Origin of the sequence: Acinetobacter sp. WCHAc060006, assembly GCF_004209135.1 — a bacterium.
Lineage (GTDB): Bacteria > Pseudomonadota > Gammaproteobacteria > Pseudomonadales > Moraxellaceae > Acinetobacter > Acinetobacter cumulans.
In genome coordinates this window covers 133021-149003 of the sequence record NZ_SGSS01000006.1, presented here as the reverse complement: position 1 = coordinate 149003, position 15983 = coordinate 133021, and the positions used below count along the sequence as shown (strand labels likewise).

At 41.1% G+C, this 15983-nt stretch carries 10 protein-coding genes; 5 read left to right on the top strand and 5 right to left on the bottom strand.

From position 1 onward, the window contains the following. Positions 1 to 246, top strand: a 246-nt coding sequence (locus EXE29_RS17460) for a hypothetical protein (protein ID WP_120364061.1), incomplete at its 5' end; no start/stop codon positions are given. Positions 247 to 325: 79 nt separating this feature from the next. Here EXE29_RS17460 and EXE29_RS05685 read toward each other — a convergent pair. Then, complete coding sequence (locus tag EXE29_RS05685) at positions 326 to 685, bottom strand: DUF1304 domain-containing protein (RefSeq protein ID WP_410159311.1); 360 nt, start codon at positions 683 to 685, stop codon at positions 326 to 328. Positions 686 to 894: 209 nt separating this feature from the next. Between EXE29_RS05685 and uvrA the strand changes: the two genes are divergently transcribed. Both uvrA and EXE29_RS05675 read left to right on the top strand, forming a co-directional pair. After that, positions 895 to 3726, top strand: a complete 2832-nt coding sequence (uvrA, locus tag EXE29_RS05680; RefSeq protein ID WP_120364062.1) for an excinuclease ABC subunit UvrA — start codon at positions 895 to 897, stop codon at positions 3724 to 3726. 61 nt (positions 3727 to 3787) lie between these two features. After that, the gene (locus EXE29_RS05675; protein ID WP_120364063.1) at positions 3788 to 5053 is read left to right on the top strand and encodes a hypothetical protein; all 1266 of its coding nucleotides are present in this window, start codon (positions 3788 to 3790) and stop codon (positions 5051 to 5053) included. Between the two features lie 418 nt (positions 5054 to 5471). Here EXE29_RS05675 and EXE29_RS05670 read toward each other — a convergent pair whose 3' ends face one another. Next, entirely contained in the window at positions 5472 to 7169 is a 1698-nt protein-coding gene (locus EXE29_RS05670) for a GGDEF domain-containing protein (RefSeq protein WP_228198712.1), read from the bottom strand. 1071 nt (positions 7170 to 8240) lie between these two features. Between EXE29_RS05670 and omp33-36 the strand changes: the two genes are divergently transcribed. After that, on the top strand, positions 8241 to 9119 hold the full coding sequence (omp33-36, locus tag EXE29_RS05665) for a porin Omp33-36 (RefSeq protein ID WP_120364064.1): 879 nt from the start codon (positions 8241 to 8243) through the stop codon (positions 9117 to 9119). A gap of 48 nt (positions 9120 to 9167) precedes the next feature. On the opposite strand, the gene EXE29_RS05660 is transcribed toward omp33-36, so the two are convergent. The 3 genes from EXE29_RS05660 to EXE29_RS05650 form a co-directional block, all read right to left on the bottom strand. Beyond that, on the bottom strand, positions 9168 to 9875 hold the full coding sequence (locus EXE29_RS05660) for an ion channel (RefSeq protein WP_120364065.1): 708 nt from the start codon (positions 9873 to 9875) through the stop codon (positions 9168 to 9170). A gap of 218 nt (positions 9876 to 10093) precedes the next feature. Next, a complete protein-coding gene (locus EXE29_RS05655; protein ID WP_120364066.1) occupies positions 10094 to 11809 on the bottom strand; it encodes a cation acetate symporter in 1716 nt (571 codons plus the stop codon). A 1-nt stretch (position 11810) separates the two neighbouring features. Then, positions 11811 to 12143 (bottom strand): DUF485 domain-containing protein, encoded by a 333-nt coding sequence (locus tag EXE29_RS05650; protein ID WP_120364067.1) that lies wholly within the window; start codon positions 12141 to 12143, stop codon positions 11811 to 11813. Positions 12144 to 12326: 183 nt separating this feature from the next. On the opposite strand from EXE29_RS05650, the gene EXE29_RS05645 reads away from it, so the two are divergent. Then, positions 12327 to 15824: a PAS domain-containing hybrid sensor histidine kinase/response regulator gene (locus EXE29_RS05645; protein ID WP_120364068.1), complete on the top strand. Its 3498-nt coding sequence runs from the start codon at positions 12327 to 12329 to the stop codon at positions 15822 to 15824. Positions 15825 to 15983 lie beyond the last annotated feature (159 nt).

The following is a 15983-nucleotide window of genomic DNA, read 5'->3' as shown; positions in this document are numbered from 1 at the left end:
ATTTATTTTACTAATGTTCAGATTCAAAAACTGATGTTGCAGTTTATTCAGCAATATCAATGTCATTTGTCACAACGGATGGATTTACTCGACTTACATCATTTTGCAACCGACTACAATCAATTTTTAAATACCTTAGAAAACGAAATTAATTTTTATGCACGTACACATCACGAACTTCCGAGAACTCAAGCCTTTGAAGAAATCGAATCGATCTTTGAACGCCCGTACTCACGTGCCTGTTAATCTACGCGCTGATTGTTAAAATCATTTGAAGCCTAAATCGGACATGAGCATCCTTTTTAGGTTTCAGTGCGCAGAAACTTTAAGCCATAACATTCACCACCAACAATGCAATGAGCGCAGGTAAGGCTTGAACATATAAAATCTTTTTACTGACAGTTATTGCCCCATAAACGCCTGCCACAATGACACAGCCCAAAAAGAAATTGGCCAATGAAATGGCAAAAGCGTCTGTTGCACAAATTGACCAAATCAAGCTTGCAGCCAAGAAACCATTATACAGACCCTGATTTTGCGCAAGTACTTTGGTCAGTTGTGCTTTTTGTGGCGTATTGCCGAAAACTTTCATGCCCAAGGGTTTATCCCATAAGAACATTTCGAGCACTAAAAACCCAATATGTAAGATTGCTACTAATGCGATACACAATTGGCCGAGTATCATCTTTACACTCCTTGATTCACGTTATTTTTATTCAATAGAAGCATTACATAGCACCTATGCCGTTTTATAATACAACAGTTGGGCCAAATATGAAAAATTGCATGCAAGACGACATAAATTGACCCTTAAAATCATCTGAATAACACTTGAACATTTTTCATGCGCTATCATATAGAGCTGTATTGAAAATAATTTTTTAGGATCATTTCATGAGCCAAAGCCATATCCGAATTCGAGGCGCACGCACCCATAATTTAAAAAATGTGAACCTTGATATTCCCCGCGACAAATTCGTGGTGATTACGGGGCTTTCGGGTTCTGGTAAATCTTCCCTTGCCTTTGACACCCTGTATGCCGAAGGTCAACGCCGTTATGTGGAATCTCTTTCGGCTTATGCGCGTCAATTCCTTTCGCAAATGGAAAAACCTGAAGTCGACTCAATTGAAGGCTTAAGCCCTGCGATTGCCATTGAACAGAAATCGACCAGCCACAACCCACGCTCAACAGTGGGCACAATTACAGAAATTTACGACTATTTGCGTTTACTGTATGCCCGTGTCGGCACGCCCTACTGTCCTGAACATGACCTACCCATGGTGGCGCAAACCGTCTCAGAAATGGTCGATGCCGTTAAAGGCTTAGAAGAAGGCACAGCGTTAATGCTACTTGCTCCTGTGGTGCGTGAGCGTAAAGGTGAATATTCGAATTTATTTGAACAACTACAAAGCCAAGGTTTTGTCCGTGCCCGTGTCGATGGCGAAATTGTTGACCTCGACCCAATTCCTGAACTGGATAAAAAGAAAAAACACACCATTGAAGTGGTGGTTGACCGCTTTAAAGTCCGTGATGACTTAGGCAACCGTATTGCCGAAAGTTTTGAAACCGCGCTGCGTCTAGGCGGTGATATTGCCATTTTGTCTTGGATGAAAGGCGAACAAGACGATCGTGTATTTTCAGCCAAACACTCTTGCCCTGAATGTGACCGTGCTGTTGCCGAGTTAGAGCCACGCCTGTTTTCATTTAACAACCCATTTGGCGCATGCCCGACTTGTGACGGTTTAGGGACTCGTAGTCATTTTAGTGCTGACAAACTGATTCCCAATAATGAAGTGAGTATCAGCCAAGGGGCAATCCGTGGTTGGGATCGTCAACGTCCTTACTATTACAGCATGATTGAAAAAGTGGCTGCCCATTTTGGCTTCTCACTGGATACGCCTTGGAATGAACTGGATGCGGAAACCAAAAAGAAATTTTTGTATGGCACAGGCAAAGAAAAAGTTGATCTGAGCTATATCGATGAACGTGGCCGTAAGCACAGTCGTGTTCAAGCGTTTGAAGGGATTTTGCCACATCTGGAACGTCGTTACCGCGAAACTGAAAGTAACTATGTCCGTGAAGATTTAGCACAATATCTGTCTAATGCCGCTTGTGATGCTTGTGGTGGTTCACGTCTAAATGAAATTTCCCGCCATGTACGCGTGAAAGACAAAACCATTGCTGAAATCACTAAAATGTCGATTGGCGATGCTGAAAACTATTATCAAGACCTAAATTTGGAAGGTGCAAAAGGTGAAATTGCCGATAAGATTTTTAAAGAAATCCGTGAGCGTTTGCACTTCCTCGTTTCTGTGGGTTTGAATTATTTAAGCCTATCTCGCTCGGCAGAAACCCTTTCTGGCGGTGAGGCACAGCGTATTCGTTTGGCTTCGCAAATTGGTGCGGGCCTGATGGGTGTGATGTACGTGCTGGATGAACCTTCTATTGGTTTACATCAACGCGATAACGACCGTTTGCTAGAAACTTTGGTGCGCCTGCGTGACTTAGGCAACACGGTTTTAGTGGTTGAACATGATGAAGATGCGATTCGTGCAGCCGATCATATTATTGATATTGGCCCAGGCGCAGGGATTCATGGCGGTCATGTGATTGCCGAAGGCACATACGATGAAATCCTAAAAAATGAAAACTCCCTGACAGGCAATTACCTTTCAGGCAAACTCAAAATTGAAGTGCCTAAAACACGGATACAACCACCAAAACCTGAAGAGCAAATCAAGCTGATGGGCGCTGCGGGTCATAATCTAAAAAATGTCGATCTGACTATTCCTTTAGGCATTATGACTTGTGTAACTGGTGTATCGGGTTCAGGTAAATCAACACTGATTAACCGTACCCTTTTACCGCTGGCGGCAACACAGTTGAATGGTGCAACGACTTTAACTGCTGAAAAATTCGATTCGATTGATGGTTTACAATTCCTAGATAAAGTCGTGGATATTGACCAAAGCCCAATTGGCCGTACCCCACGTTCGAACCCTGCAACTTATACAGGTTTGTTTACGCCGATTCGTGAATTGTTCGCACAAACCCAAGAAGCCAAAGCACGTGGTTATGCGGCAGGTCGTTTCTCGTTTAACGTAAAAGGTGGTCGCTGTGAAGCCTGTGAAGGCGACGGCATGATTAAAGTTGCCATGCATTTCTTGCCTGATATGTATGTGCCTTGCGATGCCTGCCACGGCAAACGCTATAACCGTGAAACTTTGGAAGTCGGCTATAAAGGTAAAAACATTTCAGACGTGCTGGATATGACGGTTGAAGATGCAATGCATTTCTTCGATGCAATTCCAGTCATTCACCGTCGTTTAGAAACCTTGCATCAGGTTGGCTTGGGCTACATCCGTTTGGGTCAGTCTGCAACCACGCTGTCAGGCGGTGAAGCACAACGTGTAAAACTGGCGCGTGAATTGGCAAAACGTGATACGGGTAAAACCCTATACGTGCTAGATGAGCCAACGACTGGTTTGCATTTCCATGACATTGCCAAGCTCTTAGACATTCTTCATGAACTGCGCAATAAAGGTAATACCATTGTGGTGATTGAGCATAATTTGGATGTGATTAAAACCGCGGACTGGATTGTGGACTTAGGCCCTGAGGGCGGTTCAGGCGGCGGTATGATTGTGGCTGAAGGCACGCCTGAAGAAGTCGCGAAGAATAAAATTTCGCATACAGCGCGTTTCTTAAAACCGATGCTTAAATAAACTTTTGTTTTAGTTAAGCACATGATAAAACGGTAATTAATATATTGCCGTTTTTATTTATATGTCTAAAAAAATTAAAGATAACGAATCGATACAACCTTTAATCAACTTATTAGAATTAGGGAAATTTAGCTTTTCTACGTTGGATAAAATTCCTTTTATTTATAAACTAAGCCCTAAAATTAAATCTTTTAAAGAGCAATTTATAGAGATTCAGAATCAAAGTTCTATCCTCACTCTTCCAGATCAGTTTAATGAATTATTTTCAAAAGAGGGTTGGATCTGTTGCGGAGCTTTAAACCAATCCATCTTGGAAGAATCAGTCAAACTTGGATTGGATAATAAAATTGAAGAAGCTAAATTACTATTAATAAACTCTATTGATGAAAGTTTTATTGATCTAGTGTTGCGAAAATGTCGAAGTCGAAAGCACTTCAAATTAAGAGTCGAATTACTCGAATTGTTAAAAATTGATTATTTAGAAGAGCGATATCATGCCTGTATTCCTCTTCTACTTGCACTCATAGATGGTCTAGCGAATGACATTTCAGAACATATTGGATTCTTTGCAGAAAAATCTGACTTAGAACTATTTGATAGTATAACTGCTCATGAAACAGGTTTACCTTTTTTAAAGATACTTATGAATAGTGCTAGAAAAAATACTACAACCGAAAAAATAAAGATTCCCTATAGAAATGGAATACTTCATGGGCGTGATCTAAATTTTGCAAATAAAGAAGTCGCATCAAAATGTTGGTGGGCATTGGCATCCCTTATAGAATGGGCAGATGAAAAGGCCTTAAACAAGCAACCAAAAACACCTGAATCCTTTCAAACGATCTTAAAACAATATCAAGAAACACGAGAACTTTCAAAACGTCTTGGTTTGTGGAAATCGCGACCTGTACAACCGAAAGATTATTGGATAGTTCAAACACTAGAAACGGTTGTAGATGATTCTCCTGAATCTACTTTGTTAGAGTTTTTAAATCATTGGAAAAATAAACATTGGGGCAAGCTTCCCCCACTACTAATACATAATATTGGTAAACATTTAGGGAAAGCTACTCAAGAAATTAAAAGTGATTATCAAAAAAGTGAATTATTAAATTTTAAAATTATTGCTTTAGAAGACTGTACACCTTCATCAACAAGCATCTTAACCAATATCCAATACATAAAAAATGAAGAGCTTAAAAATATAGAAGTTAAGATCACGTTAAATTATGCAGACTCAACTACTGGATCACCTGTATTACGAGGAGAAAAAAATGGCCAATGGTATATACTACAACTGTCTTTAGGGGATATTTTATTTTCATAATTCTTTTAAGCACATGACAGCGACAAGGATGTCGCCCGTTTGACTGGGGCAGCACGGATGTGCCCTCAGTCAAACAAAAGCATTTTGCCTACTTTTGTGCTTGCAAAAGTAGGAATATCCTACGCAATGGAAGTTCAACACCAATGCAAGTTAAGGACATTCATTCAGCTTTTAAATTGAAAACAACCTTCACTAAAAATATAACTGGGACAGTACAAATACACCCTCAGCTAAACAAAAAGCATTTTGCCTACTTTTGTTGTGATTTCAAAAGTAGGAATATCCTACGCATTGGAAACTCAATCCCCAATGCAAATCGAGAATGCTTAGAACTAATACTTGAAACGAATCTTCACTAAAATTTAATTAGCGCAACACCAACACACTCAATCAAAAGTAAAACCGAGCAACACAACATTTAATCCGAAACAACATTTCGACCTTTCACCTTGGCACGAAACAAAGCCTCATCCGCTTTTTCTAATAAATCTACCCATGTCTGCTCACCTGTAGCCACACCTGCACTCACCGACACCGTCAGTGGCTGAGCTGAATTTCCAACTTGAAGCATAATGTCCAAAACAGCCAAACGAACTTTTTCAGCAATCTGCAAAGCCTGAGCCAAATCCACATGTTCCAATAAAATTAAAAACTCATCACCACCGTAACGCACCAACATATCTGTTGCACGGATATGATCTTTCATCGTCAAAGCGACTGCTTCAATCACCCGATCCCCCACAACATGACCATGTTGATCATTCACCGCTTTAAACTTATCAACATCAAACAAAATCATGCAATGATTTGAAAAGTTCTGATGACTTTGTTCAATCAAAGCCACATATTTCATTAAAGCAAAACGGTTTGATACACCCGTTAACGAGTCTGTATACGCGTGGTGCTTAAGTTGAAACTCCAAAGCATCACGTTCTTGTAATTTCTGTTTTAAATGAAAAATGGCATCAAATAAACTGACGGAATGTGATGCCGAAGCGCTACCACGCTCTGCTTGATCTTGTGCCAAATCAAAAAGTTGCTGTCGAGCATGTATCAAAGGCGCAAAGACCCATTTTTTGGCATAAATCATGGTAACAATGACCGCAGCCAAACATAAAAAGACCGACACTAAGGTGTATAACAATTTAGTTCGCGCTGCATTTAACTCAGCTTCTGCCTGTAATACACTGCTGTCTAAAATGTAGTTTTGTAATTCCACCACAGAACGAAAGTGGCCCACAATTTTCTGTGTTAGTTCAATACTACTTAGCGTATAAGGCTCATGATGCAAGCTATTAAATAATAGGCCATCGACCAAAGGTAAACCTTGGTCTAAAAACCGAGTTTTGACTTGCTGATGCAAACGCGTAAATTCAGCACTCTGCGCGTTATTGGGATGAATCACATCAATCAACTTCCACAAATATCGACTTTGGCGTTGTGTCTGCAATGAACTGGCCAAATCATCTTCAGGAATACTTTCATTAAATGTCACAGCTGCAATAATATTTGAAGCTGATCGACCTGCCTGATCACGCAAATCGGCAAGCAATAAAATCAGTGGATAGTAATGTGAGCTGGCTGTTTCTTGTCCGTGGGAATGATCTACCAGTGACTGCAAAATATCATAGCTTTCATCCCATACACTAAACATGGTACGAATGGCATGGTTCAATTGAACCGATGAACGTTGCTCTATGGGTAAATTAATATAAGCATCAACAACATCGCGACCATGCTTCAATGCTGGCACCAATTGTGACACTATTTTTTGTGTTCCGATCTCATTCTGCGACTGCTTCAAGGTCACTAATGTCCGTTGCATAGCCTGATCGACTTCTGCACGTCGTGTATTTAAAGCCAAACGGTGTGTCTGTAATTCTGCTTTTGTACTCGACATTGCACTGTTGGCTGGGCCACGCTCAGATGAAATCAAATTAGCGAGTTCTGCCACCGCTTTTAAACTTTGCATTTCAGAAAGCGCGACTGCATTTTTTTGATAGCGCTGATAACTTTGGATAATGAGTGGCAATGCCAACATGAGCACTGAAACCACGATAATGAGCATCGCTAAATTTAAACGTTTGCTTAAATGCTCAGAACGCAATTCGTGCATAACCCATACCTTAAATTTACTTTCGCTCTGGCTGTGTCGAAAAATACAGCTGTATTTTTACTCAATTATAGCAATCGAATACATAGTTTCCAAAAAATTAAGCCACAATTGAGCAATAAACTCCTGATTTTTTAATTCAGATAGAGTTTTTTATGTACATTGCATAGAAAATATTTACACACGCTACAAATTAGTGCATAATGCACCGCATTAGGGCAATCTAATTAATTCCTCAGCAGATTTTTTAGTTTTCCCGCAAATTTTGGCGTAAAAATCCCAGTTTTGTTTCAAAACTGGGATTTTTTTTGCCATTTAAAAAGTTTAGCTGGTTTTTAACATACAATAAACGCACCATATTGATGCATAAAATATAAAAGGAATATTTTATGCCTTGCCTTCTTCAGGCATTTTTATCATTTATTCGCACAGCAGAGTCGTAAGCTAAAATTGAAAAATAAGACAAAAAAAAGCCCAACCTTGGGGAAAGCTGGGCATATAAAATAAATCATTTATGGAGAATCCAATCACAACATTTTAATAAACAATGTCGTATTCGATCTTTCAATTATGATAATAATCGTAGAACTTGTAAAGTATATTAATTCAGTAAGGATTGAAATACAACACCAAATTGTAACACTTATGCATATTACATCACATTATTTACTAACTAGTGTCTATTTTTTATACCATTCCGTTTTTTTTTGACTATTTTAAACAACACTAAGTCACATTATTTACTCATTTATACGCACTATTTTCATTTGGTTTATTTTTTAAACAATTGGAATTTACTTAATTTATTTTTATTTTAATCGCTTTTTACAATTAATAAATGACTTATTTCTGGGCATTTTTTTTCTATCAATGTGCTGTAGAGCGCACTGAGTGCATTGTTATGAATCATTTTTTTAATTGGTTGACATTATTTTATAGAAAAACTTCTTTTTGATCAAAAAATAAACAAAATACTTTTCATGAATTTAATTGCTTTTAAGATCATTGACTTAATAAATTGTTACAATACAATGCTCAATGTTTAATCCATTAGTAACATAACTGGTAATTCTCATGAAAAAACTCGGTTTAGCCTCTGCTTTATTATTAGCCATGACCGGTGCACAAGCGTACCAAGTAGAAGTACAAGGTCAATCAGAATACATCGACAACACTGTAAATAGCAAAAACTTCACAGGTGCTGTACAAGGTACTTACTATTTCAAAAATGTTGACTCTTCTAAAGGTCCATTGGCTGAAGCAGCATTCTTAAACCAAGCTTCAAATGCATCTTTGGCGTATAACTACGGCGAATACGATGTAAATGGTATTGCTGACCAAAACACTCACACAATTGGTGCTAAAGCTGAAGCTTACGTTCCAACTAAATATGTTCCTGTATATGCTAGCGCATCTTACAGCAACACAATTATTGACAACAAAGATCACAAAGCTGACGACCACGGCGACCGTTTCTCTGTAGAACTTGGTGCTGTAGTTGCGCCTAACTTCTTAGTTGCTTTAGGTTATACAAGCGCTCCTAACCAAGTTGCTTACGATGCATTCGGTATTCTTGCGAATGGCGTAGCTCAAGCTGCTCAAGAACAAAAAACAATTGGTCAAGACCAAGACGCGATCACTGCACGTACTAAATACGTTGGCGCGATCGACGGTACTAACATGGCGATCGGTTTCGAAACTAACGCTTTGTTTGCTGAAAAAAATGCTTATGGTCTAAAAACTGATTTATACATCAACCCAGCTCTAAGCGTAGGTGCTTCTTATGCACAAGCTAACGGCGCTGTGGACAACAAAGAAGCTTGGGGCGCGAACGTAAACTACTTCATCACTCCAGCTGTTGCTGTTGGTGTTGACTATGTAAACGTTAATGCTACAAACAACGCGAAAACAGATACTCAAACTGTTGGCGTAAATGCAAAATTCCGTTTCTAATTCATTTTAGAATCTGAATCAAAAAAAGGACGCTGTATGCGTCCTTTTTTATGGTTTATGATCATCTGATTGTTTTCGATTATGATCCGGCAAATAGGCAATGTACTGTAAAGCAATGAGACGTGACACCACCAAGGCCAAGTACATTACTCCACAAAACATTTGTAGCATCGCCAATACACGTGCTGGCGCGCTCATCGGCATTAAATCAGACAAACCTGTCGCTGACTGTAAGCTAAAACTCAAGAATAAGAGATCAAGCCAAGACTGTAAGCCTGGCTTAGTTGGGTTCATAAAACTATCGGGATAAATTAACTGACAAATGCTATATAAGAAAGCAAAAGCCCATGCAATTAAAGTAAAAACAGTACCCGCAGCAAATAATTCATCTTTGGTTAAGTAACGGTCCGAAAACATATAACGTACTACACCATAAGCCGCACTCAAGTAAGCACAAGCTTCAAATGCATGAGCAATGATCTGAATATTTGGATCATTTACCCCAAATATAATTAGGGTTGAAAATAGCACCGCACATCCGACAAAACTCAGCCCTAAAATTGTAAACATTGGAGTTTGTCGAATGACTTTGGCAATAATCAATAACACCAATACGCCCATGACCCACAATAAAGCGCGAAATGATGAACTTTCACGGGCAAAAGCTGTGAGTATTAAAATCACAAATTGTGTGAGTAACAACCAAGCCGAAGGCAACAAGCGAAAGCCTTTCCAAAAATCAATAAATGCCTTCATCTGAATAATCCTTCTGCGGTGTTTTTAATTGTGGCTAGCGTATTTATTTTTTCTAGTCATAGCATATTTTGCGACACAATACTGTCAACATCTTCAGCATAACAATCCTACTTACTCTCGTCATAGGTGAGCAATACAGTTATTTTTAGAAGTTTATACCTGTGCAATACCCACAAAAAAAGCACCTGACGGTGCTTTTTAAGTTGCTCTGAGCGTAATCAGTGATCCGATGCGCCAGAGATACCCATACCTGTTTGTGAACGTACATACTGAGCATCAAATGCTTTACGTTCTGCTTGCGCTTGTGCTGAGTTATCCGTTACAGAGAACAACCAGCAGCAGATAAACGCCAAAGGCATTGCAAAAATTGCTGGACCATTGAATGGATTCACCGCAGTTTCTGAAATAGCCAAAGTATCTACCCAAACTGCTTTAGACAGGATAATCAATACAACGGCTGTAATTAGACCCACCAAGCCGCCAATCACTGCGCCACGCGTTGTTAAGCCTCTCCAGAACATAGAAAGTACAAGCACTGGGAAGTTTGCACAGGCAGCTACAGAGAATGCTAAACCCACCATGAATGCAACGTTTTGTTTTTCGAACAAAATACCCAAAATCATGGCAAAGATTGCTAGACCTAAAGTGGCAATTTTAGACATGCGTAGTTCAGATTCAGGTGTTGTTTGACCTTTTTTTAATACGTTCGCATACAAGTCATGAGAAATTGCTGACGCACCTGACAGTGTCAAGCCCGCAACAACTGCAAGAATTGTGGCAAATGCAACTGCTGAAATAAAGCCCATGAACAAGTCACCACCCACTGCATCTGCAAGGTGTACGGCTGCCATGTTGTTACCACCCACAAGTTCTAACTTGCCAGTAACTGCCATTTTTGCAACATCAATGAATTGTGGGTTGTTTGATACATAAAGAATCGCACCAAAACCAATGATGAAGGTTAATAGGTAGAAGTAACCAATAAAGCCTGTTGCGACAACCACAGATTTACGTGCTTCTTTCGCGTCTTTTACCGTGAAGAAACGCATAAGAATGTGCGGTAAACCAGCTGTACCAAACATGAGTGCTAAGCCTAATGAAATCGCATCAATTGGATTGGCTGCTAACTTACCAGGGCCCATAATATTTGACGCTTCAGCCAGCGTAACCTCATGTACTTTTGCAAACACTTGGATCGACTGAGTGAACATTTCAGAGAAGCTAAAGCCCACGCCTTTCATAACCATAAATGCCATGAACGTAGCACCAGACAATAACATCACGGCTTTAATAATTTGAACCCATGTTGTTGCCAACATACCACCGAAGATGACATAAGCCATCATCAGAAGACCAACGATCACCACCGCAATGTTGTAGTTCAAACCAAAAAGTAGTTTGATTAACTGACCTGCACCAACCATTTGCGCAATTAAATAAAATGCAACAACAACAAGTGAACTCACTGCTGCCAAGGTACGTACTGGTTTTTCAGCTAAGCGAAATGACACAACGTCTGATAAGTTGAATTTACCCAAGTTACGTAAACGTTCAGCCACCAAGAACAATACAATTGGCCAGCCCACCATAAAGCCCAATGAGTACAGCAAGCCATCAAAGCCTGAGCTGAACACCATTGCCGAAATACCCAAGAATGACGCAGCTGACATATAGTCACCCGCAATCGCTAAACCATTTTGGAAACCTGAGATCCCGCCACCTGCTGTATAGAAATCTGCAGTATTGGTGGTTTGCTTGGCTGCCCATTTGGTAATGAAGAGCGTTAAACCAACAAAAATTGCAAACATGATGATTGCATGCCAGTTGGTTGCTTGTTGCTGTGCCTCACCCAAATCTGGGCCAGCCATAGCAACACTCGACATGAGCAGGGCTGGAACAGCCAACGCCTGCGCTTTCAATGAATTCCATTTCATCTTAGTGCGGTCCTTTTTCCTTCGCAATCGCCTCAACTTCTCGCATTGCTTCTTCGTTTAATTGGTCTAGTTTGTTGTTGGCAATGTACGAATACACGCCACACAAAAGAAAAGACAACACAATAATGCTCAGTCCTAATGGCATGCCAATCGTGGTGACACCACCACTCACAGATGTCATTAGAAATTCTTTGTTGTAGCCAACCAGCAACATGAAACCGACATAAACCACTAACATGATGATCGTTAGTGTCCAACTAAGATTACTTTTCCTGCGCACCATCTCTTTAAATTTTGGATTTTGCAGAATGCGTTCAACCTGAACTTCATCCATAATTACACTCCTGACACCCGACCTTGGGTGTTAACTTTTTTTAATTCGAATTATTACCAGCACAAAGTAACAAGCTTCTAGGGCTGCTGTAATTTAGACTTTGGTCGTTAAATTTTGACCATTTTCGGTGGGGGCTGGGCAGATGCGGTATGATAAAGCCATGATTTATCTGCTGCAGACAATATGAACAGTTGGCTCATTATTGGGGTGCTCGCCCTTTATATCGCATTACTTTTTATTTGCGCCTTTTTTGGTGAAAAGCATGCTAGTCGCCTCAGCACACGCGGGCGTATGTTGCTGTTTAGCTTAACCTTAGGCGTGTATTGCTCGTCATGGACTTTTTATGGTGCGACGGGGGCGGCGGTGCGTGAAGGCATTATTTTCTTGCCTATTTATTTAGGGCCACTGCTGTTTGTTGCGGTAGGTTATGACATTTGGCGCCGTTTAGGACGTGTACGCCAACACCATGCCATTTCATCGATTGCCGACTTTGCGGCAGCGCGTTATGGTAAAAGTGGGCCCTTGGCGTCCTTAGTCACCATTTTAGCCGTCATTGCAATTATTCCTTATTTGGCATTGCAACTTCGTGCAATTGCTCTCAGTGCAGCTGTCATTTTAGAACCGACTACAGGTGGCATTGCCTCAACCACCAATGGAGTACTGTTCCTCACAGGAATTTTGGCAATTTTAGCCATGATCTTTGGCACACGACAAATTGCCAACACCGAGCAACATGGTGGCCTCATGCTGGCTGTGGCCTTTGAGTCATTTGTGAAGCTTTTTGCACTATTGGCTGTAGCAACCTTCTTTATGTTTGAAGCACCAGAAAATTTGCATCAAATTAGTCAAGACATCAGCATTACGTTTAAAGAAGTGCAAATGTTTGGCGTACCTGAAAGTTTTTGGGTACAAACTTTATTGGCAGCCTTGGCCATTATTTGTTTACCACGTCAGTTTCATGTGGCCGTGGTCGAACTCCGTGATGAAAAACACATTCGTGGGGCACGCCGTTGGTTTGCCGTGTATCTCATTTTAACCACTATTGCCATTATTCCAATTGCAAGCTGGGCCTTACATGCAGCTCCTGCATATTTAGCAATTCCAGATGTTGCTGTACTGTCTTTACCACTGAGTTATAACCAAGATTGGTTAACGCTACTGGCCTTCTTAGGGGGCTTTTCTGCATCAACAGGCATGCTGTTGGTGTCCTCTGTTGCTTTGTCAATCATGCTCAGCAATGACTTGATTATGCCTGCGCTTTGGCGCACCAACATTTTGGCTCGTCACGATAAACGCTTGCCACTGGTACTGAAATTTACCCGTCGCGTATGTATTTTAGCTGTGATGCTGTTGGGCTTTTTATTCTTCCATTTCTTCAATGATATTGATCAACTGTCTGTATTTGGTCTCTTGGCCTTTAGTGCAGTTGCGCAGTTCGCACCTGCACTGATTGGTGGCTTATATTGGCGTGGTGGTAGTAAACAAGGCGTGTATGCAGGTCTGCTCACTGGCTTTGCCATGTGGGCCTATACCTTATTGTTTCCAACTGTTTTACGCAGTTTGCCTGCACCCTTTGAAGCGTTAAGCCAACAAATTATTCAAGATGGCCCCTTTGGCATTAACTGGTTACGTCCTGAAGCCTTACTCGGTTTTGAGTCTTTTGATCCGCTTACGCATGGTGTGGTCTGGGCCTTAGGTCTGAACATCCTGTTGTATATTTGGGTATCTCGTATTTTCCGTCCAAGCATTGCCGAGCAAATTCAGGCCGAAAGCTTTTTCTATTACGAAACCAAGCCACTGCCGTCGCACAATGCTTCTAGTGATATTAATTATTTACACCACGACGTTGCACGCTTAAAAGTCGGTGATCTATTGACACTCGCAAAACGAATTACTGGTGAGGGTCCTACCCTACGTGCCTTCCAACAATTCTGTACGCAAAACAATGTCACCCTCAATGAAAACAGTAGTGCCAATGGCATGTGGTGGCGTTTTACCGAGCAATATCTTGCGGGTACGATTGGCGCGGCCTCTGCGCGTACTTTACTGACCACAGCGATGGTCAACAACGGTCTGGCTTTAGGTCAGGTGGCCAATATTTTAGACCAAGCTTCACAGTGGCAGCGCTTTAACCAAAACCTCATCATGACCATGATTGACCACATGACCCAAGGTGTGAGCGTGGTCGATGAAAATATGTGTTTGGTGGCATGGAATAACCAATATCTCAAGCTTTTTGATTATCCAAAAGATATTGTCTATGTTGGTTGCCCAATTTCAGACCTGATTCGTTATAACGCCGAGCGCGGTGAATGTGGTCCTGGTTCGATTGAAGAACACGTCCGTAAGCGAATTCATTGGATGCAAGTCGGCAGTTCGCATGAATTCGAACGGATTCGTAAAGATGGTCGTGTCATTCAGATGCGCGGTAATCCAATTGAAGGTGGTGGCTTTGTGACGACTTTTGCTGATATTACCGCATTCCGTGAAAACGAAGCTGTACTTGAAGCACGTGTACAAGATCGTACTCAACAATTGGCGGATGCACTATCTGAACAACAATTGGCACGTGAAGTGGCCGATAAAGCCAATATGTCGAAAAGTCGCTTTATTGCAGCGGCCAGCCATGACTTATTACAACCGATGCATGCAGCTCGCTTATTTAGTACAGCCTTAGAGCAAAGTGTGCAAAATGATGAAGACCGTCGTACCCTACAACAGCTTGATCGCGCCCTACACGGTGCAGAAAGCATGCTGTCGGCTTTACTTGATATTGCACGCCTAGAAGGCGGTACGATTCAGCCGAAGCGTCAAGCTTACCCGTTACATGACTTACTCAGCGATTTAGAATTACAGTTTAAATCGATCGCAGCGCAACGTGGCATTCAGTTTAAAGTGCATGATGTTCAATTCTGGATTGACACAGACCCACAATGGATTCGACGGATTATTCAAAACTTTGTGAGTAATGCACTGCGCTATACCGCGAGTGGGCGCGTGGTGGTCGGCGTATTACGTTCGAGCACTCAGCCACAGCATATTCGTATTGGGGTGTGGGACACTGGCCCTGGGATTGCAGAAGAACAACGCATCAAACTCTTCCAAGAGTTTGAGCGCTGTGGACATACTTCACCGTGGGGTGAGCAAGGCTTAGGTCTGGGCTTGGCGATTGTCCAACGGATGACCAGCTTACTCGACTACCCTGTGCATGTGTATTCAGATTTAGGTAAAGGCTCATGCTTTATGATTGAAGTGCCTTTGGTTGAAGCACCTAAAGTGGTGGCTGCCCCTGTACAAGCAGTACCACTACGTACCAAAGCCTATAAAATTTTATGCTTAGACAACGATGAAACCATTTTGGAAGGGATGTCGACCTTACTGACCAAATGGGGTTATCAAGTCTTTAAAGCCACAGAACCCGAGCAAGCTTTGGCCATGATTGAACAAGAAAATATTCAAGTTTGGTTGGTCGATCAGCATTTAAATAACGGTAAGATCGGACTCGACTTTATCTTGAATAACCGCCAAGAAAATGTCCCGACTGCGCTGATTACGGCGGACTCTGATCCAGAATTACCGCAGCGCCTCAAAGAGCACAATATTGTATTGCTGAAAAAACCGCTGAAACCTGCATCTTTACGTTCTTGGCTGTCTGGCTTAAAAATTTCCAGCGCTGATTAAGCTGAAAATTTCGCATCATCAAGGCCTATTTCAATCCTCTGAAATAGGCTTTTTTGATTATCACGATGTAATCATCTCGACGATTGGCTGGAGTTTTATACAAATGTGCATAAAAGCTCAAAAAATACGCAAACACAAACAGATTAATTGACCAAAAAT

Bases quoted from the DNA above. Each gene is read 5' to 3' on its own strand.
- EXE29_RS05685 (WP_410159311.1), bottom strand. From the start codon at position 685: ATGATACTCGGCCAATTGTGTATCGCATTAGTAGCAATCTTACATATT.
- uvrA (WP_120364062.1), top strand. From the start codon at position 895: ATGAGCCAAAGCCATATCCGAATTCGAGGCGCACGCACCCATAATTTA.
- EXE29_RS05675 (WP_120364063.1), top strand. From the start codon at position 3,788: ATGTCTAAAAAAATTAAAGATAACGAATCGATACAACCTTTAATCAAC.
- EXE29_RS05670 (WP_228198712.1), bottom strand. From the start codon at position 7,169: ATGCACGAATTGCGTTCTGAGCATTTAAGCAAACGTTTAAATTTAGCG.
- omp33-36 (WP_120364064.1), top strand. From the start codon at position 8,241: ATGAAAAAACTCGGTTTAGCCTCTGCTTTATTATTAGCCATGACCGGT.
- EXE29_RS05660 (WP_120364065.1), bottom strand. From the start codon at position 9,875: ATGAAGGCATTTATTGATTTTTGGAAAGGCTTTCGCTTGTTGCCTTCG.
- EXE29_RS05655 (WP_120364066.1), bottom strand. From the start codon at position 11,809: ATGAAATGGAATTCATTGAAAGCGCAGGCGTTGGCTGTTCCAGCCCTG.
- EXE29_RS05650 (WP_120364067.1), bottom strand. From the start codon at position 12,143: ATGGATGAAGTTCAGGTTGAACGCATTCTGCAAAATCCAAAATTTAAA.
- EXE29_RS05645 (WP_120364068.1), top strand. From the start codon at position 12,327: ATGAACAGTTGGCTCATTATTGGGGTGCTCGCCCTTTATATCGCATTA.